The following is a 23,238-nucleotide window of genomic DNA, read 5'->3' as shown; positions in this document are numbered from 1 at the left end:
GGATGGACCGCCGCTTCCGTCATTTATTTTAGTGAGCGAAAAAATAAATAGTGTGATGCTGCTCCGCTATTAACTAAGACAAATCGCATGTTTTTTCAGCTTGTTGGTGAGCTCACGCGATGATTTAAAATTGGCTTGGAGGGTAAAAATTTTCCTGATACAGTATCCGCTTCTTTCATTATTAGGAGTGAAGGGCCTCAGCCCACCCTATGGACTGTCACCGAAGTCTCTGTTTTCCAAGGTTATATCCGCCACCTGTTGGCACCACACAAGCAAACACGGCCGTCCGGCCATTTCCCGGTACCCTCATCCCGAACTTTTGCTATTTCCGCCGCACCGCGTCCGACATGCGTTTCATCGTCCCTGCGCGTCGCTTGGCTAATCCGTCTTTTTTCCGGAGTCTGACATGGAATTTTTAATGGACCCCTCAATTTGGGCCGGGTTACTGACCTTAGTGGTATTGGAAATCGTCCTGGGTATCGACAACCTGGTGTTCATTGCCATTCTGGCGGACAAACTGCCGCCGAAGCTGCGTGATAAGGCGCGAATTCTGGGGCTGTCGCTGGCGCTGATTATGCGTCTGGGGCTGCTGTCGGTGATTTCATGGATGGTCACGCTGACCACGCCGCTGTTCAGCGTGGCGGACTTCAGCTTCTCCGGCCGTGATTTGATCCTGCTGTTCGGCGGCGTGTTCCTGCTGTTTAAGGCCACCATGGAGCTGCACGAAAGGCTGGAAGGACGCGCGCATCAGGATGAGGGTAACCGCGGTTACGCCAAATTCTGGGCGGTGGTGGTGCAGATTGTGATCCTCGATGCGGTGTTCTCACTGGATGCGGTGATTACCGCCGTCGGCATGGTGAACGACCTGCCGGTGATGATGACCGCGGTGGTGATCGCCATGGCGGTGATGCTGCTGGCGTCCAAGCCGCTGACCAACTTCGTCAATGCGCACCCGACCATTGTGGTGCTGTGCCTGAGCTTCCTGCTGATGATCGGCCTTAGTCTGATCGCAGAAGGTTTCGGCCTGCATATTCCGAAAGGTTACCTGTATGCGGCGATCGGCTTCTCGATCCTGATCGAGCTGTTTAACCAGATTGCGCGCCGCAACTTTATCAAGCATCAGGAGCGCCGGCCGATGCGCGAGCGCACTGCGGAAGCCATTATGCGTTTGATGGGGCAGCAGCGCGCGCAGCAGCAGACGACGGAGGACGTGCTGCTGCCGGCGGATGAAACCTTTGCGGAAGAAGAGCGCTATATGATCAGCGGTGTGCTGACGCTGGCCTCGCGTTCGCTGCGCAGCGTGATGACGCCGCGTACCGAAATCTCGTGGGTTGATTGCGATCGCTCACGCGACGAGGTGCGGGCGCAGCTGCTGGATACGCCGCACAGCCTGTTCCCGGTGTGCCGGGATGAGCTGGATGAAGTGATCGGCGTAGTGCGCGCCAAGGATCTGCTGGTGGCGCTGGAGCAGGGCGAGGATATCGCCGAATTTGCCGCGCGTACGCCGCCGATCGTGGTGCCGGAAACCATGGACGTGATTAACCTGCTGGCGGTGCTGCGTCGCGCCAAGGGGCGTTTGGTGGTGGTTACCAACGAGTTCGGCGTGGTGCAGGGTTTGGTGACGCCGCTGGACGTGCTGGAGGCGATCGCCGGTGAGTTCCCGGACGAGGATGAAACGCCGGATATCGTGGCCGACGGTGACAGCTGGCTGGTGCAGGGCGGTGCGGATCTGCACTCGTTGGAGCAGGCGCTGAACTGCCAGGATCTGGTGAGCCCGACGGAAGACTACGCGTCGTTGGCCGGCTTCCTGCTGTCGCATTACGGGCAGATGCCGGCGATAGGCGAGGTACTGGAGCAGAACGGATTGCGCTTTGAAATCCTGGCGGCGTCCGAATACCGCATTGAACTGGTGAGAATCAGTCAGGTGCTGCCGGAACAGACAGACCCCGAGTAATCATCATCAACCGGAGGCTCAGGCCTCCGGTGTCATTTCTCCCCAGCATCCAGATCTTCCGTCGCGGCGCGTTGACGTTCTTCATAGTTTTGCAGCCACTGCGGAAACGCCTGAATCGGCATCGGCTTGGCAAAATAATACCCCTGCAGCGCATAGACCTGACGCAGACACAGGTAATCGGCCTGTTCGGCGGTTTCTACCCCTTCAGCTACCAGCTTTAACTTCAGGCGGTGGGCGAGCGTAATAATGGTATCGGTGACGGTGGCGTTGATGGCGTCGGTACCGATGGCGGCGGTAAAGGCGCGGTCGATTTTCAGCACGTCCGGACTCAGTTTTTTCAGATAGCTGAGTGAGCTGTGGCCGGTACCAAAGTCATCAATCGCCAGCATAATCCCCAGATCTTTTAGCGCGCGAATATGTTCGTACTGAATCTCCGACAGCGCGGTGCGCTCGGTCAGTTCCAGCATCAGCGATGGCATCGGATTGGCCGGCAGCCAGATACGGCGGATATCGGCCAGGATCGTCTGCGCGTTGAAATGCTCGGCGGCGACGTTGATGCTGATATAAAACGAAGGGCGCGGCGGAAACAGCGCCAGATTTTCCACCACCGTGGTCATCAGAAAGCGGGTCAGGGGGTTAATCAGACCGTGCTGCTCGGCCAGCGGAATAAACACGTCCGGCGAGATCCAGCCCTGCCGCTTGCTATTCCAGCGCAGCAGGATTTCGATGCCAAGACAGCGGCCGCTGGCGCCGTTGATGATCGGCTGGCAGTAAACCTGGAATTCACGGCGGTTGATGGCATGGCTGATATGGTAAGACAGGCTCATGCGGTTGGCGGTAATCAGATAGACCACGTAGGCGGCCAGTAGGCTGATCAGCAACGCCAGCGGCACATGGGCGGGCAACGCCTCAAGTGCCATACGCTGGGTTGAGGGGCCAAACAGCGAGATGGTAAAGGGGTAGCGGTCTGAGGCGGAGGTATAGCGTAGATCGCCGCGTAGGGTGCTGCTGTCGATAATTTCGCGTTTGGCGTACTCCAGGCTCTGGCCGTCCACGTTAAGCACGATGCGCTGAGCATAGGGTTGCTGCGGCTCCAGCAGGAAGGTCGACAGCAGGTCGATATTGAACACGTGCAGAATACCGCTGCGGGTTTCCTGGCTCTTCGGCGTCCACATAATCAACGTCGGCACCCCTTTGGCCACCGCCAGCGACGGACGCAGCACCAGCTGCGTACCGGCGTTCGGATGCAACTGCGGGAATAGGGCGTCAAGCCGGTACTGGCGCGGGCCGAACAGGCTGGAACAGTAAATATCGTTATCTTTGACCAGCAGTACGGAGCGCAGCGCCTGGTTTTGCGCCGCGCGGTAGCGTAGCGTCGGGGTGACGATAGTGCAGGGGCGGCCAATCAGCGCCATGGTGTGCTGGGCCTGTTCGCTGGCCGGCTGCAGCAAACGTTCGATTTTGGCAATGGTGTATGCCGCCAGCTGCTGCTGGCTGCGGTCGATGGTTTTAACTTCCTGATAGTAGCGAATGTATAATGAGATAAAGAGGATCGCCAACCCAACCGCGCCGGAGAGCAACCAGCGATAATGGCGGTACTTGTTGACAGCAAATTGGGTCATTAACATCGACGTTGAATCCTTGTTGCGCTAAGTCATCCAATGTACAGCATCGGACTTTCTCCTACCCTCTGATTCTCGGTTAATTTTAGTCACGATGGTAGAGGGCGGAATGGTAGCGTAATAATTTATTTCAGTTGGCAGGAACAAAGGGATAAAACGCGGGTTAAACCGGGGATAGAAGCGCTGCGCGCCGGTAATGCGCGAGTGACGCTGTCACTTCTGTAAGTTAGCTGCTGAATTACAAACAAAAACCCCGCCGTTTGGCGGGGTTTTCAGGGCTTAGTCACACTGGACTTTAATCGCCAGGCCGCCGCGCGAGGTCTCGCGATATTTGGCGTTCATATCTTTACCGGTTTCGTACATGGTCTCGATCACCTTGTCCAGCGATACGCGCGGTTCGCTGGTGCGGCGCAGCGCCATGCGCGCCGAGTTGATCGCTTTTACCGAGGCGATGGCGTTGCGTTCAATGCAGGGAACCTGCACCTGTCCGGCCACCGGATCGCAGGTCAGCCCCAGATTGTGCTCCATGCCGATTTCTGCCGCGACACAGACCTGCTCCGGGCTGCCGCCCAGCAGTTCGGCCAGGCCGGCGGCGGCCATGGAACAGGCAACGCCGACCTCGCCCTGACAGCCGACTTCCGCCCCGGAAATGGAGGCGTTCATCTTATACAGCGCGCCGATGGCGCCGGCGGCCATAAAGTAGCGGATGTAGATATCCGGGCTGACCGATTCGATAAAGTGGTCGTAATAGGCCAGCACCGCCGGCACGATGCCGCAGGCGCCGTTGGTCGGCGCGGTTACCACGCGGCCGCCGGCGGCGTTCTCTTCATTGACCGCCAGGGCAAACATATTGACCCAGTCGATGACGTTCATCGGGTCGTTGGACAGTTTGTCGGAGGCGACCAGCATGCGGCGCAGCGCCGAGGCGCGGCGCGGTACGCGCAGCGGGCCGGGCAGCACGCCCTCGGTATTCAGGCCGCGGTCGATACAGGCGCGCATGGTCTGCCAGACATTGCCGAAGTAGGCCTCGATATCCTGCTTGCTGTGCAGCGCCAGCTCGTTCTGCATCACCATGCCGGACAGCGACAGGCCGGTGTTATGGCAGTGTTCGAGCATTTCACGCGCTGAATGGAAAGGATAGGGCACCGTCACTTCACTGACGTCGGCTTTGCCGAAATGCGCTTCGTCGACGATAAAACCGCCGCCGATGGAGTAGTAAGTGTTGCTGTAGACTTCTTTATCGCCGGCGAAGGCGTGGATGCACATGCCGTTTTCATGCAGCGGCAGGTTGTCGCTGCGAAACACCATGCCGCCGTCGCGCGGGAAATCGACTTCGTGCAGGCCGCCTGCCAGCATCAGACGCTGACGTTGTTCTACATCGCGGATAAAACCCGGAATACCGTCAATATCGACGCTGTCCGGCAGGTTGCCGGCCAGGCCGAGGATGATGGCGATATCGGTATGGTGACCTTTACCGGTCAACGAAAGTGAGCCGTAAACATCAACGGCAACACGCGTGATAGAAGGCATCAGGCCTTTATTTACCAGATCGTCGACAAACTGTTTGCCGGCTTTCATCGGTCCAACCGTGTGAGAGCTGGACGGGCCGATGCCGATCTTAAACATGTCGAAAACGCTAATCACGCTAGAACTCCTTAAAGAGGCATATTGTTATGGCTGCGGCGGTTAAAAACCGCGCAGGGAACAGCGATATTGTAAAGAGGCCTTACGGGTTTGGCGCTCTTTTTCGCATGAAATAAAATAATCCGTGGCGTTACCAAATGGCTGATGGCGGCGGGCGTGACGCCTGCCGTAAAACAGCGCCGCGCTGAGTTTCCCTCGGGCCATCGCGCCGGCGTTCCCTTCACCACGCGCCGTCGGCATAACCCTATTTGCTTAGAGGTTTATACCAATTGACCGTATTTTACAGGCATATCGTAATGTTTAAGAGAGGGTTTACAGTTTTTTTAAAACCTCAATGGTCTGCAAGATAGTGGAATTGGCAAACAGATGAAGTGATGGCGATCGCTTTCGCGTTGAAAGACAGAATAATCCGTGAACGAGATGTGATAGCGATCACTTAAACGCGGGCTTACAGGCTGACCTGCTGCGCCAGACGGCGGATGATGGCGGCGGTCAGGCCCCAGACGAAGCGGCGCTGATACCAGGACAGATACACCCGGTGGCGGTAGCCGTTGCGATGAATATCCAGCGGGTAATAGCGCGACAGCGTCAGGGCTTCGTGCAGCGGCATTTCGAAGACGTCCGCGACTTCCCCTTCATTGGCGTGGAAGCGCACATCGGCCGGCACCAGACCGACGATGGGCGTCACGCGAAAGCCGCTGCTGCTGTCGAGCGGCGCCATTTGGCCGAGCACTTGCACCGCGGCGGGCGGAATGGCGACCTCTTCTTCGGCTTCACGCAGCGCGGTGGCAATCAGCGATGCGTCTTGCGGATCGGCCTTGCCGCCGGGGAAGGCCACCTGTCCGGCGTGTTTGCGCAGCGTATCGGCGCGGCGGGTCAGCAGCAGCGTCGGCTCCTCCCGGCAGACGATCGGCACCAGCACCGCGGCGGCGCGTACGCCGTGTGACGTTTGCACCGCCTGCGGCTGCTGTAGCTGAAAACGGCTGACAAAGTCGGCCAGCGTGGTGGGATAGGTCGGCGGGTTCACGAAGGATTAAACTCCCCCAGTTGCGGTAAGATTCGGCCTACTTTATCAAAAGTTTCCTGATATTCCGCCTGTTCCTCACTGTCGGCCACGATACCGCCGCCGGCGGCGCAGTGAATGCGGCCGTTTTCAGTCATCAGCGTGCGGATGGTGATGTTGGTGTCCATGGTGCCGCAGGCGCTGAGATAGCCGATGCTGCCGCAGTAGGCGCTACGCCGCTGTGGCTCCAGTTCCTCAATAATTTCCATGGCCCGCACCTTGGGCGCACCGGTAATCGAGCCGCCGGGAAAACAGGCGCGCAGCAGCTCGCTCGCCGGCGTGGCGGCCGGCAGCCGGGCGGTAATGGTGCTGACCAGATGATGCACCGCGGGGAAAGGCTCGACGACGAACAGTTCAGGCACGCGTACGCTGCCGGGCTGCGCGACGCGGCCGATATCATTGCGCAGGAGATCGACGATCATCAGATTCTCGGCGCGGTCTTTCGGCGACGCGGCCAGCCGCTGCGCCTGCGCCGCGTCCTGTTGCGGGTCGGCCAGTCGCGGCAGCGTGCCCTTGATCGGCCGGGTTTGTACCTGCTGGCGCTCCAGCCACAGAAAACGTTCCGGCGAAATGCTCAGCACCGCATTGTGCGGCAGCCGTAAAAAGGCGGAGAACGGCGCGCGGTTGCTGTCGTTCAGCCGTAGGAAGGCCTGCCACTCGTCGCCCTGATAGGGGGCGGAGAAACGCTGAGCCAGGTTGATCTGGTAGCAGTCGCCGCTGCGCAGGTATTGTTGAATACGTTGGAATTTCTCGCCGTATTGCGCTCGCGTCATGTTCGCCTGCCAGGGGCCGGTGAGCCGGAACGCCGCCGGCGCAGGGCGTTGATGGCTTCTCAGCCACTGCCAGCGCTGCTCGACATCGTCGTAGCTCAGCAGGGTAAGCCGCTGCCGATGATGATCGGCGATCAGCGCCCAGTCATAAATGCCGACGGCCATGTCCGGCAGCGCCAGCTCCGCCTCGGCCAGCGTCGGCAACGTTTCCACCCGCCGCCCCAGATCGTAACCGAACAGCCCCAGCGCACCGCCCTGAAACGGCAGATCGTCGTCGGCCGGCGGCGAGAAAGGCAGCGCCGACAGCTGCTGTTGCAACAGGGTGAAGGGATCCTCCGTTGAACTCAGGCTGTCGCCGTCACGGCGGATTTCCGTCACCGCGCCGTGGGTGGTCAGCGTGGCACAGGGGTCAGCCACCAAAATATCAAACCGGTTATGCGAGTGCTCGGCAAAGCCGGAATGCAGCAGCATGGCCCACGGCTGCGCGGACAACGGGGAAAACAGCTGCAGCAGCGTATCGCGGCTATAGGGCAGGGATTTAAGGTGCGGAGCAGTGGCAGTCATGAATTGTAATAAACCTGGCTAACGGGACGTCGGTGTTGGGGCGCTAGTTTGCCACATCGGCGCGCTTTGCGCATGCGTAGCGCACAGGAAAGAAGATAGCCGGCTAAGCATTTTTTGCTCCTTAAACGAAATTTAAATATGCAAAGATTCACGAATATTTACAGGGTAATTACATTTCCTTGAGTGATAACTGACTTTTCGGTCACGGCGGCTGCATGGCGTGTTAACCAGCAATGCAGCATCAAACAGGTCTGTTTTTCGCCTGATAATAAGCAATAGAGCAAAATTATGTCGTTAATGCTGAGCGTTATCGTCCCGATGCATAATGTGGGCGAATTACTGGAGCCATTTCTTGAGTCTTTATTGGCGCAACAGGAACAACGTCTGGAAGTTATTATCGTTAATGACGGCGCCACCGATGGTTCCGCGGAAATAGCGCACCGCTATGCGGCACGTTATGAACATATTCAGGTGATCGATCAGGCCAATGCCGGGGTTTCCGTGGCGCGCAACCGCGGCCTGGCGGCGGCGCGCGGTAAGTACGTCGCGTTTCCCGATGCGGATGATTTATTGTCGCCGGAGATGTACGCCACATTGATCGCGCAGGCGGAAAAACATCAGCTGGATGTGATGCAGTGCAACGGCGAACGTTATTTTGAACACAGCGACGAACTGTTGCCGATTATTCCGGCGCAGCGTTTGGCATCCACCGAGGTTATTAGCGGACCGCGCTGGTTTGAGCGTGCACTAAATTCGCGAAAATTTATTCACGTGGTGTGGCTGGCGATTTATCGGCTTGATTTTATTAAGCAACACCGGCTCTATTTTGAACCGGGACTCCATCATCAGGATATTCCGTGGACGACCGAGGTGATGTTTAACGCCAGGCGGGTGAAATACCTCAGCACGCCGCTGTATCGCCAGCGCGTACACGGTCAGTCGATCAGCAACCGTCGGCGCACCGGCGCGGCGAACGTCGACTATCAGCGCCACTATATGAAGATCATCGAGATGCTGGTGGCGCTGAACCGTCGCTACGCCGACCGCATCGCCATCCGCCCGGCGTTTCACTGGCAGATTACCCGCGAGGCGCTGGGGATTTGCCACAGCGTACGCCGCGAGCCGGAGCTGGCGGCACAGCAGCAAATCGTGCGCGAATTTTATCAGCGCGGCATAGACAGCATCATGGCTGCCAATGCGCGCGGCATTAAACAGAACTGGCATGTGATGCTGTGGCGTCGCCGCCTGAAACAGTGGCGCAGCGAGGATAGCGGCTGTTCGCAGGCGGCGTGACGCCGGGCTTGCGGCGATGGTAACGCGCGGTATAATCCCCCTCCAAATTTGCCGGAGGTATAAACATGCTTGGAATGCCGTCGCTGAACCACCAGGAACAGCAGGAAGCCGCAGAGCGTATCCATCAGCTGATGGAGCAGGGCATGAGCAGCGGCGAAGCCATCGCCCGCGTTGCGCAGGAAATTCGTGAAAAGCATCAGGGCGAGCGGGTTGCCGTGCTGTTTGACGAGGAGGAGGACGGCGCGCCGGAAGCGCAGGAGGCCTCCCGGGATGCCGGGCCGCAGCGCGAAGACGAAGAAGACGATTACTGAGGCCATATCCGGGCGCCGCGTCCTGCGGCGCCCGTTTCTTTGGGTTAACCCTGAACCACCACCGCCGCCGCTGCCCGTTTGGCCCGTTCAACCGCCTGATCGGTGGTGTCACCGCAGGTCAGCGCGACGCCTAAACGACGCCGGCCGGCAATTGTCGGTTTGCCGAACAGACGCAGCTGATTGGTGCCCTCCAGCGCCTGCGCCAGGCCGCTAAAGCGCAGATCGTCGCTGTCGAGCGTGGGGAGGATCACGGCGGAGGCCGCCGGGCCGAACTGGCGAATGGCGCCGATCGGCAGGCCGAGAAAGGCGCGTACGTGCAGCGCAAATTCCGATACGTCCTGCGAAATCAGCGTGACCATGCCGGTGTCATGCGGGCGCGGCGATACCTCGCTGAAAATCACCTCATCGCCGCAGATGAACAGCTCTACGCCGAACAGACCGTAACCGCCGAGCGCTTTAACGACCTGGGCGGCAATCTGCTGCGCCCGCTCCAGCGCCAGGGCGGACATCTGCTGCGGCTGCCAGGATTCGCGATAGTCGCCGTCTTCCTGACGGTGGCCGATGGGCGCGCAGAAATGCACGCCGTCAACGGCGCTGATGGTCAGCAGGGTAATTTCAAAATCGAATTTGACCAGCCCTTCAACAATAACCCGGCCACCGCCGGCGCGGCCGCCGCGCTGGGCGTACTCCCAAGCGGCGCTCAGTTGGGAAGGGTCGCGCAGCAGGCTCTGACCTTTGCCGGACGAACTCATCACCGGCTTGATAATGCAGGGGTAGCCGATGTGCGCGATCGCCTGTCGGCAGCTCTCTTCATCGTCGGCAAAGCGGTAGGTGGAGGTGGGTAGCCCAAGCGTCTCCGCCGCCAGACGGCGAATGCCTTCACGGTTCATGGTCAGGCGAGTGGCCTCGGCGCACGGAACGACGCGGTGACCCTGCTGCTCCAGCTGCACCAGCATGTCGGTGGCGATAGCTTCAACCTCCGGCACGATATAGTCGGGACGTTCCTGTTCGATAACGGCCTTCAGCGCCTCGCCGTCCAGCATATTGATGACGTGGCTGCGGTGCGCCACGTGCATTGCCGGCGCGTCGGCGTAACGGTCGACGGCAATCGTCTCTAGCCCCAGACGCTGGCATTCGATCGCCACTTCTTTGCCCAGTTCGCCGGATCCGAGCAGCATGACGCGGGTGGCGCCGGGGCGCAGGGCGGTTCCAATCGTTAGCATAATTTCGTACCTGATGTGAAAGTGAAGCCAAATGCAAACCAGCGCGCAGTATATACGAAAACGATTGCGTTGACAGCCGGCGTGCCTGCCGCCCGCGACCCGCGCCGGTTATCTCACAGGTTGTGTGTGTTGCTGAAGTGGGACACACGCTCGGAACCTATACGCCCCTTGGCGCTGAGATTAGCGTTTGAACTTACGGATGCTCCACCTGATGACAGACATCAGGAGGGCGGCGGTGATGAGCATCAATGCCAACAGGACCCAAAGAAAGGACGGGTCTGCTTCTCCATCAGCGAATCCCAGTCCGGTCTTATTCAGAAAGTCGTTGCTTGCTTGGGACAGGTAATCCAGCAGTCCACCCAATGGAAACAGCACAATAAAAAACGCTACGACCATGCAGGCAAGCCATAAGGACGCATTAGTAATGAATGTCGCATGACGCATAGTCAGTCCTTCCCATAACTTCAACTTTACCGTATGCCATAAGACCTCGGCCACCGGGGACCCTTACTTTCTTCTGTTGCAAGAGTGAGCGCCTGACGAGCTGGAAGTCCGGTATATTGTAAAAGGTTATACAACCCCAGCTCTCTCCCTCACCATTGGGTCGCAAGGGGTGAAGCCTGAATGCTCCACGTTCAACGCCATTCACGAACACAGAGTCGCTCATTGTACTGGCACTGTAGAGGCCGAACCATTCGTCGTGATTGGTCCCGTTTTTGAAGTCCTTAATGAACGTCTGTATCTGATTACGGATACTCCCGGACGGGCGATCGACAATCCAGTAGGTGCCAACGGGTAGTGCTGCGTTCTTCTTGAAAGCGCATTGGGCTATGTTGGTAACAGGCTCAATACCGCTGAATACCGGGAAGACACCAACGCCGTAGACGTGAAGCTTTAAACGCCTCTTGTCGGCGGACACATCGTTATAATCCATTCTGCATATCTGCATCAGCAACTCTCCTTAGTTAACTGCTCCTGATAGAAATTATGCAGAAATAGTAAACAGCCGGGAACTGCCTAACCGCTTGCTTTTTGTCCTTATTTTTGGTCGATAATCCTAGGCGTTTTCTTTGCCGACCGGAAGTCTTGTCAGCTTGTTTCGCATGTCGGTGTCTTCAGGTCTGGCCGACAGCCGGAGTCGGACCTCTTTACCCACCGAGATCTGGCGAGGGTTCCCACTTTGTGTCGGGCGCGGAGTTTTACCGGCGGTTGCGGAGCTGGGGTCTTACAAATAGGAAGACTCATCAAGCCAGAGCGTCTGTTGCTTAACACTTCCATAATCAGCGCCTTACGTGAAAGATGTCGTACCGGTTTCCCCCCGAATTAGCGAAAAAATTTGCCCTGCAGGCATGATTATGCGTTAATAATCAGCGGTGAAAGAAGACCTACATAACGCAGGGCCTTCGCGCCGTAAGTGCCGTAAAGGCAGGTTTATCAAGTAAAGGAAAGTCAAATGGCTAAGATCACTGGTCACGTAAAATGGTTTAACGAAAGCAAAGGCTTCGGCTTTATCACTCCAGCCGACGGTTCTAAGGACGTTTTCGTTCATTTTTCCGCAATCGTTAGCGATGGCTTCAAGACTCTGGCAGAAGGCCAGCAGGTTGAGTTCTCCATCCAGGACAGCCAACGTGGCCCGGCTGCAGCCGATGTTGTTGCTATCTAATTAGCGACCCGCTGCTGAAAAACCCGCTTCAGGCGGGTTTTTTTATGCGCATTTGCCGGGAACGGCCGCCAGGTATTATGACGCCGCCGGGCCTTATCTGTTATCATCTGCCCCTAGAATCAGCTGCCGTCCGGCAGCGCCGCCTTTTCATCCGCCTATAAAGAGTTTATCGCCGTGAGCACAGTTTCCTTTTCTTCCCTGCCGCTGCCAGCCGCGCAGCTGGCTAACCTCAACGAACTGGGGTATGCCGCCATGACGCCGGTGCAGGCCGCGGCGCTGCCCGCCATTTTGCAAGGGCAGGACGTTCGCGCCAAGGCCAAAACCGGCAGCGGTAAAACGGCGGCGTTCGGCATCGGCCTGCTGGATAAAATCAACGTCGGGCAGGTGGCGACGCAGGCGCTGGTGCTGTGCCCAACGCGCGAACTGGCCGATCAGGTCAGCAAAGAGCTGCGCCGCCTGGCGCGCTTTACCCAGAATATTAAAATTCTTACGCTGTGCGGCGGCCAGCCGATGGGGCCGCAGCTGGATTCGCTGGTGCATGCGCCGCATATCGTGGTGGGGACGCCGGGACGCGTGCAGGAACACCTGCGGAAAAAAACGCTGCAGCTGGACGCGCTGAGCGTGCTGGTGCTCGACGAAGCCGACCGCATGCTGGACATGGGGTTTGCCGACGATATCGATGACGTGATTGCCTATACGCCGCCGCAGCGTCAGACGCTGCTGTTTTCCGCCACCTATCCTGACGGCATCGAGCGCATCAGCGCCCGCGTGCAGCGGACGCCGCTCAGCGTTGAAGTGGCCGACGACGACGCGCCGCTGACCATCGAACAGCGCTTCTATGAGACGACGCGTGACCAGCGTCCGGCGCTGCTGCTGGCCGCCATCCGCCACTATCAGCCGGCCTCCTGCGTGGTGTTTTGCAATACCAAGCGCGATTGCCAGAGCGTGTGCGATGCGCTGGAAGCGCGCGACATCAGCGCGCTGGCGCTGCATGGCGATCTGGAACAGCGCGATCGCGATCAGGTGCTGGTGCGTTTCGCCAACCGCAGCTGTCGCGTTCTGGTGGCGACCGACGTTGCCGCGCGCGGTCTGGATATCAAGGATCTTGAGCTGGTGGTGAACTACGAAATGGCCTTCGACCCAGAGGTGCATGTGCACCGCGTCGGGCGCACCGGTCGCGCCGGCATGAGCGGCCAGGCGATCACCCTGTGCACGCCGCAGGAAATGGTGCGGGCGCACGCGCTGGAGGAGTATCTGCAGCTGGATCTGACGTGGGCGCCGGTGAGCGAACTGAGCGGGGCGAGCAACGCGCCGCTGGAGGCGGAGATGGCCACGCTGTGCATCGACGGCGGCCGCAAGGCGAAAATCCGTCCCGGCGATATTCTAGGCGCGTTGACCGGCGAGGCGGGGCTGACCGCGGCGGAAGTGGGGAAAATTGATATGTTCCCGATGCATGCCTACGTGGCCATCCGCAAAAATAGCGCCCGTAAGGCGTTACAGCGCCTGCGCGAAGGCAAAATCAAAGGGAAAAACTGCAAGGCGCGCCTGCTGAAATAATTAACCGCGGAGGCCGCTTGTGCCTCCGGACAGCATTATTTATACTGTACAAATAAACAGTATTTAAATCTTTTGGGGAATACGCATGGCGGTTGAAGTTAAATACGTAGTGGTCAGAAACGGTGAGGAAAAAATGACGTTCGCCAGCAAAAAGGAAGCCGACGCTTACGACAAAATGCTCGATCTGGCCGATAATCTCGGTGAATGGCTGCAGCAGGCGCCGCTGGCGCTGGACGAGGAACAGCGTGATACGCTGAGCTTCTTCCTGGCGGAGCATAAAGAGATGCTGACGCACATTCTGCGCGGCGGCGCGCCGCAGCAGGCGGACGCCAAGGCGGCAAAGCCGAAGGGCGAGAAGAAAGCGGCGGCAAAAGCGGAAGGCGCGTCTGAAAAACAGGCCGCTTAAGCACTATGTTGCAGCATTGTGATAAAAAAGGATCTAAAATGGGCGGTGAAATCACTTTCTTCAGCCGTTTCGAGCAGGATATTTTAGCCGGACGCAAAACCATCACCCTGCGTGATGCCAGCGAATCGCATTTCCAACCCGGCGAAGTATTACGCGTCAGCCGCCATGAAGACGGGGCGTTTTTCTGTTTTATCGAGGTGCTGTCGGTGACGCCGGTCCGTCTGGATGCGCTGAACGAGCAGCATGCCAGGCAGGAAAACATGTCGCTCGATGCGCTGAGGCAGGTTATCAAGGAGATCTATCCGGGAGTGGATGAACTGTTTGCGATCGTATTTCGCACACGTTGATCGCCTGTCAGGCCTGATGCCATCAGCGCTCTCCGGGTAGTGTAACGACAACTGGAGGGTATATGAGAGCAACAGGATTGGGGCTGGCCGCCGCGCTGGCGGTTATCGTTGGTTTTGCCGGCGGCGCTCAGGCGCAGCAGCACGAGCAGCGGACGGCGAAAGTGGGCCTGTGCAGTGGGCTGCAGGCGGCGGACGTGGCCGCACAGGTAAAGCGCGACTTCCTGCAAAACCGCATTACGCGCTGGGCCTCGGATAAAAAACTGCTCGGCACCGCAACGCCGGTCGCCTGGGTCAGCCCGGACGCGGTCAGCGGCGAGGACGATCTTTGGCAGGTGCCGTTAACGGTGCGCGGCAGTAAAACAGATAAAACCTATCGCGTGACCCTTAACTGTAAAACCGGCGATATCGCCTACAGCGAACCGCAGTAACCCTGCGACAGGGCGCGGCAACGGCGCCCTGATTGGCCAACCTTTCTTGCCACTTTGGCTGACGCTTCACACAAATTTTCCCCGCCATACGTTAATTGACAAAAAATCCCCTAATCTGGCGTTTCAGCGGCGTGCCGGTACCGGCGCCCGTTCGCTTTACTATCCATGCGAGGGGATGCGATGAAAAACAGTTGGATGCAGCAGATTCAATCGCTGTTAGGGCAAAAAAGCGGCTCGAACGGCAGTACCGAAGGCATCGGCAAGTTATTGGCTCCCGGCGCGCTGGGCGGGCTGGTTGGCGTATTGCTGGCGAATAAATCCTCGCGCAAGCTGGTCGGCAAGTTTGGCAAGAACGCGCTGATTATCGGCGGCAGCGCTGCAGCGGGCGCGGTGCTGTGGAACAAGTATAAATCGCGGGTGAAAGATACCCACCAGGATGAACCGCAGTTCGGCATGCAGTCGACGCCGGTTGATCTGCGCGCCAAGCGGTTGGTGCAGGCGCTGGTCTTTGCGGCGAAAAGCGACGGCCATATTGACGACGATGAGCGCCGCGCCATTGACGACAGCCTGACGCAGTTGCAGATCGGCGAGGAGGCGCAGGCCTGGGTACAGCAGGCAATTGAACAGCCGCTCAACCCTGATGCGCTGGCGTTCGGCGTGAAGAACGAAGAGGAAGCGCTGGAAGTGTACTACCTCAGCTGCATGGTGATCGATGTCGACCACTTTATGGAGCGGGGCTACCTTGATGCGTTGGCGCGCTCGCTGAAAATTCCCGACGACGTCAAACAGGGGATTGAGGGCGATGTGAACCAGAAAAAACGTGAACTGGCATGACCTGACGGCGCCGCAACGGATAAAAGCTGCGGCGCCTACTTGTTAAGGCGGGGGCAATCATGCCACCCTACGTCCATCAATGGACGTAAGTGGATGATTTGGTAATGATGACCCCTCCGAAGGCGGAAAAACGCCCGTACCCGATGACGATGCACGGCGATACCCGCGTTGATGATTACTACTGGCTGCGCGACGACGAGCGCAGCGATCCGCAGGTGCTGGCGTATCTGCAGGCGGAAAACGCCTATACCGACGCCATGCTGCAGCCGCAGCAGACACTGCGTGAAGCGCTGTATCAGGAGATGGTGGCGCGCATTCCGCAGCAGGAACATTCTGCGCCCTATGTGCGTAACGGCTACCGTTACCAGACGCGCTACGAACCCGGTAATGAATACGCGCTCTATGTGCGCCAGCCGGCGGCAGAGAGCGACGACTGGCAGACGCTGCTGGACGGCAACCAGCGGGCGCAGGGGCGTGAGTTTTATACCTTGGGCGGCCTGGACATCAGCCCGGACAACCGCATGATGGCGGTGGCGGAAGATTTCCTGTCGCGCCGCCAATATGATATCCGCTTTAAAAACCTGCCGGATGACGTCTGGGCGCAAGAGGTGCTGGAAAACACTTCCGGCAATTTCGAATGGAGCAATGATTCCGCCAGCGTGTATTACGTGCGTAAGCATCCGCAGACGCTGCTGCCGTATCAGGTCTACCATCACGTTGTGGGCACGGATCCGGCCGATGACCGGCTGGTGTATGAAGAAACCGACGACACCTTCTATGTCGGCCTGGAAAAAACCACCTCAGAACGCTATATCCTGATCCACCTCAGCAGCACCACCACCTCGGAAATTCTGCTGCTGGACGCCGATCGGCCCGATGCGCAGCCGCAGGTGTTCGTGCCGCGTCGCAAAGATCATGAATATGCCATCGATCACTACCGGCAGACCTTCTATATCCGCTCCAACAAAGACGGCAAAAACTTCGGCCTGTATCAGAGCGATACGGCGGACGAAGCGCAGTGGCAGACGCTGATCGCCGCGCGTGATGCGGTGATGTTGGAAGGTTTTGAGCTGTTCCGCGACTGGCTGGTGGTGGAAGAGCGCAGCGCCGGCCTGACGCAGCTGCGGCAAATCCACTGGCACAGCGGTGAAGAGCAGCGCATCGCCTTCGACGACCCGACCTATGTCACCTGGCTGGATTACAACCCGGAGCCGGAAACCGCGCTGCTGCGCTATGGCTACTCCTCGATGACCACGCCGGCCAGCCTGTATGAGCTGAACCTCGATAGCGGCGAGCGTCGGTTGCTCAAACAGCAGGAGGTCAACAACTTTACGCCGGAAAACTACCGCAGCGAGCGGGTGTGGGTGAAGGCGCGCGACGGCGTTGAGGTGCCGGTTTCGCTGGTGTATCGCACGGATCGGTTTAACCAGGGCGGTAATCCGCTGCTGGTGTACGGCTATGGCTCTTACGGCAGCAGTATGGATCCAGCCTTCAGCGGCAGCCGCCTGAGCCTGCTGGATCGCGGCTTTGTGTTTGCGCTGGCGCATATCCGCGGCGGCGGTGAGCTGGGGCAGCTGTGGTATGAGGATGGTAAGCTGTTCAACAAGCAAAACACCTTTAACGACTTTATCGACGTAACCGAAGCGTTGGTCGAACAAGGCTATGGCGCCGCCGGGCAGGTGTTCGCCATGGGCGGCAGCGCCGGCGGGTTGCTGATGGGCGCGGTGATCAACCAGCAGCCAGCGCTGTTCCACGGCGTGGTGGCGCAGGTGCCGTTTGTCGACGTGGTGACCACCATGCTGGACGAGTCGATTCCGCTGACCACCGGCGAGTATGATGAGTGGGGCAATCCGAACGAGAAGCCGTATTACGACTACATCAAGCAGTACAGCCCTTACGATCGGGTGCAGGCGCAGGCCTATCCGCACCTGCTGGTGACCACCGGCCTGCACGATTCGCAGGTGCAGTATTGGGAGCCGGCCAAATGGGTGGCGAAACTGCGCGAGCTGAAAACCGACGATCGTCAGCTGCTGTTGTATACCGATATGGACTCCGGCCACGGCGGCAAGTCCGGCCGTTTCAAAGCCTATGAGGATATCGCGCTGGAATACGCCTTTATTCTGTCGCTGGCCGAATAACGAGGTGACGGGCGGCCTGTGCCGCCCGTTGCGTTAGCCAATCAGGTAGTACTTCAGCGTGTGCTTCATGTCCGGGTTGAGGTCGGTGAGGTTTTTCAGCATCCAGTGTAAATAGCCCGGATCCTCCTGAGCGATTTGCTCAATCAGCCGGCCGCGATATTTACCGAACTTAAAGGTCTTTATCAGCGCCGGCCGTTCGGTGATATCGGCCATCTCCTCGGCGCTCCAGGAAGAATCCTTGATAATCCGTTGCAGCAGGGCGGCGGTGACGTAGCAGTCATACAGCGCCCGGTGCGGGTACAACGTATTGTCCTGCGGCAGCTGCACATCAAGGTTCAGCGCATAGCGCAGATATTGGTTGCCGTACTTGATATCCGGGTACAGCATGCGCGCCAGCTTGAGGGTACAAATCCAGCGCCCTTGCATTTCCGGCAGCACGCCACGGTCGAAGGAGGCGTTATGCGCCACATAGTAGTCGCTGCCGATATAGCGGCCAATGGCGACGGCGATCCGCGGCTTATCCTCGACCATCGCCTCAGTAATATGGTGAATGGCCATCGCGTCAATGCTGATGGGGCGGTCCGGGCACACCAAATCGTTCATCGGGTTTGCCAGTTGGCCGTCGATCAGATCGACGGAGGCGACTTCAACAATGCCGCCGTCCAGGCCGCAGGTTTCAGTATCAATAATGCGTAACGTCATGTCATGCTTTCCTCTTTTTCCTCCTAGCATAACGGCAGTCGAAGCGGTAGCCAAACGCTGCTTGGCAGATCTGTGCGATCGGGTGCTTGACCGCTGCTGATTAAATCGCCGAAAGGTGGCGGCTGGATAACCATTATTGCGGCTGGCCGTATTCATTTTAAGCAAACGAACGCGAACGGGCGGTGATCCGTCGGAGTTTTCAGGTTTTACCGTTGACCTGATGCCGGGCTTGGGCTTTGATGAAGGCATCATTCACAGAGAGACGGAAAGCGCCATGGAACAATTACGCGGGTTATATCCGCCGTTAGCAGCGTATGACAGTGGCTGGTTGGATACCGGAGACGGTCATCGGATCTACTGGGAATTAAGCGGTAACCCGGAGGGGAAACCGGCGGTGTTTATCCACGGTGGGCCGGGGGGCGGCATTGCCCCTTATCACCGGCAGTTGTTCGACCCGGAGCGCTATAAAGTATTGCTGTTCGATCAGCGCGGCTGCGGGCGCTCGCGGCCGCACGCCAGCCTGGACAACAATACCACCTGGCATTTGGTCGACGATATCGAGCGGCTGCGTGAAATGGCCGGCGTGGAGCAGTGGCTGGTCTTCGGCGGCTCCTGGGGCTCGACGCTGGCGCTGGCCTATGCGCAGAGCCACCCGCAGCGCGTCAGCGAACTGGTGCTGCGCGGCATCTTTACGCTGCGTAAGCAGGAGCTGTCGTGGTATTACCAGGATGGCGCCTCACGTTTCTTCCCGGAAAAATGGCAGCGCGTACTGTCGATTCTTTCCACTGAGGAACGTCAGGATGTGATTGCCGCCTATCGCCGGCGTCTGACCAGCGACGACCTCGAGGTGCAGCTGGAAGCGGCAAAACTGTGGAGCATCTGGGAAGGGGAAACCGTTACGCTGCTGCCCAGCAGCGAGTCGGCGGCATTTGGCGAGGATGACTTTGCGTTAGCGTTTGCCCGCATTGAGAACCACTACTTCACTCATCAGGGCTTTTTGCAAAGCGACGATCAGCTGCTGCGCAACGTGCCGCTGATTCGCCATATTCCCGCGGTGATTGTGCATGGCCGCTATGATATGGCCTGTCAGGTGCAAAACGCCTGGGATCTGGCGCAGGCATGGCCGGAGGCTGAACTGCATATTGTTGAAGGGGCGGGGCACTCGTTTGATGAACCGGGGATCCTGCACCAGCTGATGCTGGCTACCGACCGTTTTGCCGGCAAAGTGGTCTGAGCGTTTGAACGCGGCGGATAGGGGAAGCGCGCATCCGCCGCGGCTGTTATTTGCTTTTCGGTTCGTAAGGCAGGCGTGAGAACTTGTGCGATTCCATCCGGTAGTGAATGACGCGTTCGCGGAAATAATCGCGCAGCTGTTCAGGTTGCTCACGCTCCACCACTTCAGGGATCACCGGCATGTTGTAGCGCTCTTTGAACGCCACGCCGGAAGCGGCTAAATCCACGTTAACCTTGTCCATCTCTTCTTTCGAGAGTTCTGCCAGATTGTATCCCACGCTATGCTCCTTACTGATACTGCATTTATCTGCGCAGAAAGGTAATGCACCGGGCGACGCTTGGCAAGCCTGGCGTGCCTTGTTCCGCTGTGTACTCAGGGAATGATAATTATTTTTATATGCAGTATGGGCAGTTCCATTATGATTTATATTTATGATGTTCAGCGGTATGACTTTAAATAAGAATGATTCGTCTTTAGACTTATCGGAAGATGAAAATAATTATCATAAATATTAACATTGACGCCATTTAATTTTAACTATATGATAATTAAGGAAATTAAGATTAATTCCACATTGATGTAAATCAACTGTTTTTATTTTGTTTTCGGCGGGGCATAATACGCGGCATATAAAGAACTGGCCTGCGGAATTAAAAGGAATAACTATGCTGACGCAAGAAATGACCAAGCAGCTGAATGAACAACTCAACCTGGAGTTTTATTCAGCGAACCTGTATTTGCAGATGAGCGCCTGGTGTGCGGATAAAGGCTTCGAAGGTGCCGCCGCCTTCCTGAAGGAGCATTCTCAGGAAGAGATGCAGCATATGCAGCGCCTGTTCGACTACCTGAGCGATACCGGCGCGCTGCCGCTGCTGGGCAGCATTGCCGCGCCGCCGGTGGAGTTTGAGTCGCTGGCGGATGTCTTCCAGCAGACCTACGAGCACGAGCAGCTGATCACCCGTCAGATCAACGAACTGGCGCACGTGGCGATGACTACCCACGATTACTCAACCTTCAACTTCCTGCAGTGGTACGTCGCCGAGCAGCATGAAGAAGAGAAACTGTTCAAATCCGTGCTGGATAAGCTGGCGCTGGTCGGTACCAGCGGCAACGCGCTGTTCTTTATCGACAAGGATCTGAAGAAAATGGGCGCGGCCGGCGAAAGCAGCAGCAACGGCCAGCTGTAATCTCAGCCCGGAAAAAAACCGCGCCAGGCAGATGCCGGTGCGGTTTTTTTATGCCTGTCGTTAATGCGGGTATACAGCGAAACGTGCTGCCATTTTGAAAAATGGCAGTGATGTGCTCGACTTGATAATCACTCATCGTTATGATCCAACAGGATTCGCTGTCCGGGAGCGGGGAGCTGCGTGCGCCATGCACGGCCTGTTCCTGTTCCCGCGGCGTCACCATCATGCCGGGTTGGGGCCGCTGACTCCCCCTCAATGAATTGGGTTGCCGTGCGCAACGCGGGGATTCTGGCTCTGGCGTGGTTTTGATCCGCGAGTGCCCGTAATGATTCGGCTGGCAGGAGCGCCATGCTGCCTGCACCCCGGAGGCTGACGGGTATTCCATCCTCATCTTTGTATTAAGGGATACCACTGTGATCGGTAAAATTCGCTCCTCATCTCGCCTGCTCGCCACGCTGTTCGCGCTGTTTGTCGGTTTTTCTTCGCAGCAGGTTTTAGCGCACGCCCACCTTAAAGTACAAACCCCCGCGGCGGATGCCACCGTCAGCCCGGCGCCGCAGGCGTTGACGCTCAGCTTCTCGGAAGGCATTGAGCCGGGCTTCAGTAAGGTCAAACTGACCGGCCCGGACAATCAAGTGGTTAAGACCGGTAAACTGCAGCTGGACGCCAAGGATAATGCCAAGGCCACTATTGCGCTGACGCAGCCGCTGGCGGCGGGGAAATATCTGGTCGACTGGCACGTGGTTTCCGTTGACGGCCATAAAACCAAAGGTCAATACAGCTTTACCGTAAAATAAGCGATGACCCTGGCGACTCTGTTTGTCCTGTGTCGCTTCGTGCACTTTACGGCGGTGATGCTGATGTTTGGCATCGGTCTGTTCACCGCCTTACTGTCGCCGCAGCGGCTCTCCGCGTTACTTTCCCGCGATCTGCGCCCTTGGCTGGCTGGTTCGACGCTGGCGGCCGCCGTCTCAGCCGTAGCGCTGTTGGCCGTACAGGCTGGCCTGATGGGGGACGGCTGGCAGGATACCTATCAGTGGGATATCTGGCTGGCGGTGCTCGGCACCACCTTTGGCGAAGTGTGGCGTTGGCATCTGGCGCTGTCGCTCTGTGCGTTGGCGGCGCTGTGGTTGCCGCTGCGCCAGCGCGCCGCGGCGAGCGCGCTGCTTGGCGGATTGTTGCTGATCAGCATGGCCTTTATCGGCCATGCGGCGATGCACAGCGGCCTGTTCGGCACGCTGCACCGCCTCAGCCATGCGCTGCATCTGCTGGCCGCCGGTTACTGGTTTGGCAGCCTGCTGCCGCTGCTGGTCTGCCTGCGCTACCTGCATCCGGTCCAGTGGCGTGCGGAAGCGGTAACCACGCTGATCCGTTTTTCCCACTGGGGACATCTGGCGGTGGCGGTGGTGCTGATTACCGGCGTTCTCAACGGCCTGATGATCGTCGGCGGCTGGCCGCTGGATATTTCGTCGCCGTATCAGCGTTTGCTGCTGATAAAAAGCGCGCTGGTGCTGCTGATGGTGGGCGTGGCGCTGACTAACCGCTATGCAATTGTGCCGGCGCTGCACAGCGTGCCGAATCTGGCCCAGCGCGGCGTAATCTTAGCCTGTTGGAGCGAGCTGGCGCTGGGCGGGGCGGTACTGCTGCTGGTCAGCCTGTTCGCCACCTATGCGCCAACGTGATATTGCGACTTGCGGTATCCCCCTGGATTACGGGAAAATTGAACCAAATAGCTACTGAAGGTCATTACATGAAACGTGCATTATTAGCCCTCGCACTGCTGGCGGGCGCAGGCGGCGCACTGGCCGCGGAAGGTCTGGAAAACGTCACCAAGCTGGAGTTCGGCAAGCAGTGGGCATTCACCAAAGAGGAAGTCACGCTGCAGTGCCGTAAAGACGGCGCGCTGTTCGTGCTGAACAACAGCACGCTGATGCAGTATCCGCTTAATGATATTGCCCAGGCGCAGGTGGCCGCCGGCCAGCAGCGTGCGCAGCCGCTGGCGACCATCCTGCTGGATGACGCCAATCACCCCGGGGAAAAGATGAGCGTCGAGCCGTTCCGCACGCGTGCGCAAACGCTGTGCGCCAAGTAGGGGCAGGCGTCGCGTTGGCTTATCAATAGGTTAACAATCGGGTGAATTCTGTACGCATTTAATGCCACGTAGAAACTATCACCCGCCGTGCGCCTGGCTGGCAAAAGCCGCCGTGTAGGCTACGCTTAAAGTGCATGGCTGAACAAGCCCTGCAATAAATGCCAACTTTTAGCGCACGGCTCTCTCCCAAGAGCCATTTCCCTAGA

Annotated in this window: 24 protein-coding genes; 15 read left to right on the top strand and 9 right to left on the bottom strand. The window is 58.2% G+C overall.

The window, feature by feature from the left end:
* Positions 1–406 precede the first annotated feature (406 nt).
* The gene (locus tag D781_RS12620; protein ID WP_015672719.1) at positions 407–1,954 is read left to right on the top strand and encodes a TerC family protein; all 1,548 of its coding nucleotides are present in this window, start codon (positions 407–409) and stop codon (positions 1,952–1,954) included.
* A gap of 32 nt (positions 1,955–1,986) precedes the next feature.
* Here the strand turns inward: D781_RS12620 and D781_RS12615 are convergent, their stop codons facing one another.
* From D781_RS12615 to pabB, 4 genes are all read right to left on the bottom strand, one after another.
* Positions 1,987–3,582, bottom strand: coding sequence for an EAL domain-containing protein (locus tag D781_RS12615; protein WP_015672718.1), 1,596 nt, complete (start codon positions 3,580–3,582; stop codon positions 1,987–1,989).
* A gap of 273 nt (positions 3,583–3,855) precedes the next feature.
* Complete coding sequence (gene sdaA, locus D781_RS12610) at positions 3,856–5,220, bottom strand: L-serine ammonia-lyase (protein ID WP_015672717.1); 1,365 nt, start codon at positions 5,218–5,220, stop codon at positions 3,856–3,858.
* A gap of 448 nt (positions 5,221–5,668) precedes the next feature.
* Entirely contained in the window at positions 5,669–6,247 is a 579-nt protein-coding gene (locus tag D781_RS12600) for a CoA pyrophosphatase (protein WP_015672716.1), read from the bottom strand.
* Positions 6,244–7,617 carry an aminodeoxychorismate synthase component 1 gene (gene pabB, locus D781_RS12595; RefSeq protein ID WP_015672715.1) on the bottom strand — a complete coding sequence of 458 codons (1,374 nt, stop codon included), beginning with the start codon at positions 7,615–7,617 and terminating at the stop codon, positions 6,244–6,246. Before pabB ends, D781_RS12600 begins: the two co-directional genes overlap by 4 nt.
* Before the next feature lie 288 nt (positions 7,618–7,905).
* Between pabB and D781_RS12590 the strand changes: the two genes are divergently transcribed.
* Together D781_RS12590 and D781_RS12585 are read left to right on the top strand one after the other, a co-directional pair.
* Positions 7,906–8,910 carry a glycosyltransferase gene (locus D781_RS12590; RefSeq protein WP_015672714.1) on the top strand — a complete coding sequence of 335 codons (1,005 nt, stop codon included), beginning with the start codon at positions 7,906–7,908 and terminating at the stop codon, positions 8,908–8,910.
* Between the two features lie 74 nt (positions 8,911–8,984).
* Entirely contained in the window at positions 8,985–9,221 is a 237-nt protein-coding gene (locus D781_RS12585; RefSeq protein ID WP_080062354.1) for a YoaH family protein, read from the top strand.
* Between the two features lie 44 nt (positions 9,222–9,265).
* On the opposite strand, the gene purT is transcribed toward D781_RS12585, so the two are convergent.
* The 3 genes from purT to D781_RS12570 form a co-directional block, all read right to left on the bottom strand.
* Complete coding sequence (gene purT, locus D781_RS12580; RefSeq protein ID WP_015672712.1) at positions 9,266–10,444, bottom strand: formate-dependent phosphoribosylglycinamide formyltransferase; 1,179 nt, start codon at positions 10,442–10,444, stop codon at positions 9,266–9,268.
* 180 nt (positions 10,445–10,624) lie between these two features.
* A complete protein-coding gene (locus tag D781_RS12575) occupies positions 10,625–10,888 on the bottom strand; it encodes a hypothetical protein (RefSeq protein WP_015672711.1) in 264 nt (87 codons plus the stop codon).
* Entirely contained in the window at positions 10,863–11,378 is a 516-nt protein-coding gene (locus D781_RS12570; protein WP_233494138.1) for a DUF2778 domain-containing protein, read from the bottom strand. The genes D781_RS12575 and D781_RS12570 overlap by 26 nt, the downstream gene beginning before the upstream one ends.
* 519 nt (positions 11,379–11,897) lie before the next feature.
* On the opposite strand from D781_RS12570, the gene cspC reads away from it, so the two are divergent.
* From cspC to D781_RS12535, 7 genes are all read left to right on the top strand, one after another.
* Positions 11,898–12,107: a cold shock-like protein CspC gene (cspC, locus tag D781_RS12565; protein ID WP_015672709.1), complete on the top strand. Its 210-nt coding sequence runs from the start codon at positions 11,898–11,900 to the stop codon at positions 12,105–12,107.
* Between the two features lie 174 nt (positions 12,108–12,281).
* The gene (gene dbpA / locus D781_RS12560; protein ID WP_015672708.1) at positions 12,282–13,664 is read left to right on the top strand and encodes an ATP-dependent RNA helicase DbpA; all 1,383 of its coding nucleotides are present in this window, start codon (positions 12,282–12,284) and stop codon (positions 13,662–13,664) included.
* Between the two features lie 85 nt (positions 13,665–13,749).
* Complete coding sequence (locus D781_RS12555) at positions 13,750–14,070, top strand: YebG family protein (protein WP_015672707.1); 321 nt, start codon at positions 13,750–13,752, stop codon at positions 14,068–14,070.
* 38 nt (positions 14,071–14,108) lie between these two features.
* Complete coding sequence (gene yqfB, locus D781_RS12550; RefSeq protein ID WP_015672706.1) at positions 14,109–14,417, top strand: N(4)-acetylcytidine aminohydrolase; 309 nt, start codon at positions 14,109–14,111, stop codon at positions 14,415–14,417.
* Positions 14,418–14,479: 62 nt separating this feature from the next.
* A complete protein-coding gene (gene yebF / locus D781_RS12545; protein ID WP_015672705.1) occupies positions 14,480–14,845 on the top strand; it encodes a protein YebF in 366 nt (121 codons plus the stop codon).
* 180 nt (positions 14,846–15,025) lie between these two features.
* Positions 15,026–15,679: a tellurite resistance TerB family protein gene (locus D781_RS12540; RefSeq protein ID WP_015672704.1), complete on the top strand. Its 654-nt coding sequence runs from the start codon at positions 15,026–15,028 to the stop codon at positions 15,677–15,679.
* Positions 15,680–15,783: 104 nt separating this feature from the next.
* Entirely contained in the window at positions 15,784–17,817 is a 2,034-nt protein-coding gene (locus D781_RS12535; protein WP_015672703.1) for a prolyl oligopeptidase family serine peptidase, read from the top strand.
* 33 nt (positions 17,818–17,850) lie between these two features.
* Here D781_RS12535 and exoX read toward each other — a convergent pair whose 3' ends face one another.
* Entirely contained in the window at positions 17,851–18,519 is a 669-nt protein-coding gene (exoX, locus tag D781_RS12530) for an exodeoxyribonuclease X (protein WP_015672702.1), read from the bottom strand.
* Between the two features lie 274 nt (positions 18,520–18,793).
* Here exoX and pip point away from each other — a divergent pair, with 274 nt between their 5' ends.
* Complete coding sequence (gene pip / locus D781_RS12525; protein ID WP_041412134.1) at positions 18,794–19,753, top strand: prolyl aminopeptidase; 960 nt, start codon at positions 18,794–18,796, stop codon at positions 19,751–19,753.
* A gap of 46 nt (positions 19,754–19,799) precedes the next feature.
* Here the strand turns inward: pip and D781_RS12520 are convergent, their stop codons facing one another.
* Positions 19,800–20,030 (bottom strand): DNA polymerase III subunit theta, encoded by a 231-nt coding sequence (locus tag D781_RS12520; RefSeq protein WP_015672700.1) that lies wholly within the window; start codon positions 20,028–20,030, stop codon positions 19,800–19,802.
* A gap of 388 nt (positions 20,031–20,418) precedes the next feature.
* On the opposite strand from D781_RS12520, the gene ftnA reads away from it, so the two are divergent.
* From ftnA to D781_RS12500, 4 genes are all read left to right on the top strand, one after another.
* On the top strand, positions 20,419–20,940 hold the full coding sequence (gene ftnA, locus D781_RS12515; protein WP_015672699.1) for a non-heme ferritin: 522 nt from the start codon (positions 20,419–20,421) through the stop codon (positions 20,938–20,940).
* Positions 20,941–21,353: 413 nt separating this feature from the next.
* Entirely contained in the window at positions 21,354–21,737 is a 384-nt protein-coding gene (yobA, locus tag D781_RS12510) for a CopC domain-containing protein YobA (protein WP_015672698.1), read from the top strand.
* A gap of 3 nt (positions 21,738–21,740) precedes the next feature.
* The gene (gene copD, locus D781_RS12505) at positions 21,741–22,622 is read left to right on the top strand and encodes a copper homeostasis membrane protein CopD (protein ID WP_015672697.1); all 882 of its coding nucleotides are present in this window, start codon (positions 21,741–21,743) and stop codon (positions 22,620–22,622) included.
* A 68-nt stretch (positions 22,623–22,690) separates the two neighbouring features.
* On the top strand, positions 22,691–23,032 hold the full coding sequence (locus D781_RS12500) for a YebY family protein (RefSeq protein WP_015672696.1): 342 nt from the start codon (positions 22,691–22,693) through the stop codon (positions 23,030–23,032).
* Positions 23,033–23,238 lie beyond the last annotated feature (206 nt).

This window comes from Serratia sp. FGI94 (assembly GCF_000330865.1).
Classification (GTDB): Bacteria; Pseudomonadota; Gammaproteobacteria; order Enterobacterales; family Enterobacteriaceae; genus Serratia_B; species Serratia_B rubidaea.
The sequence above is the reverse complement of the archived record's forward strand: the minus strand, read 5'-3'. Positions and strand labels throughout refer to the sequence as shown.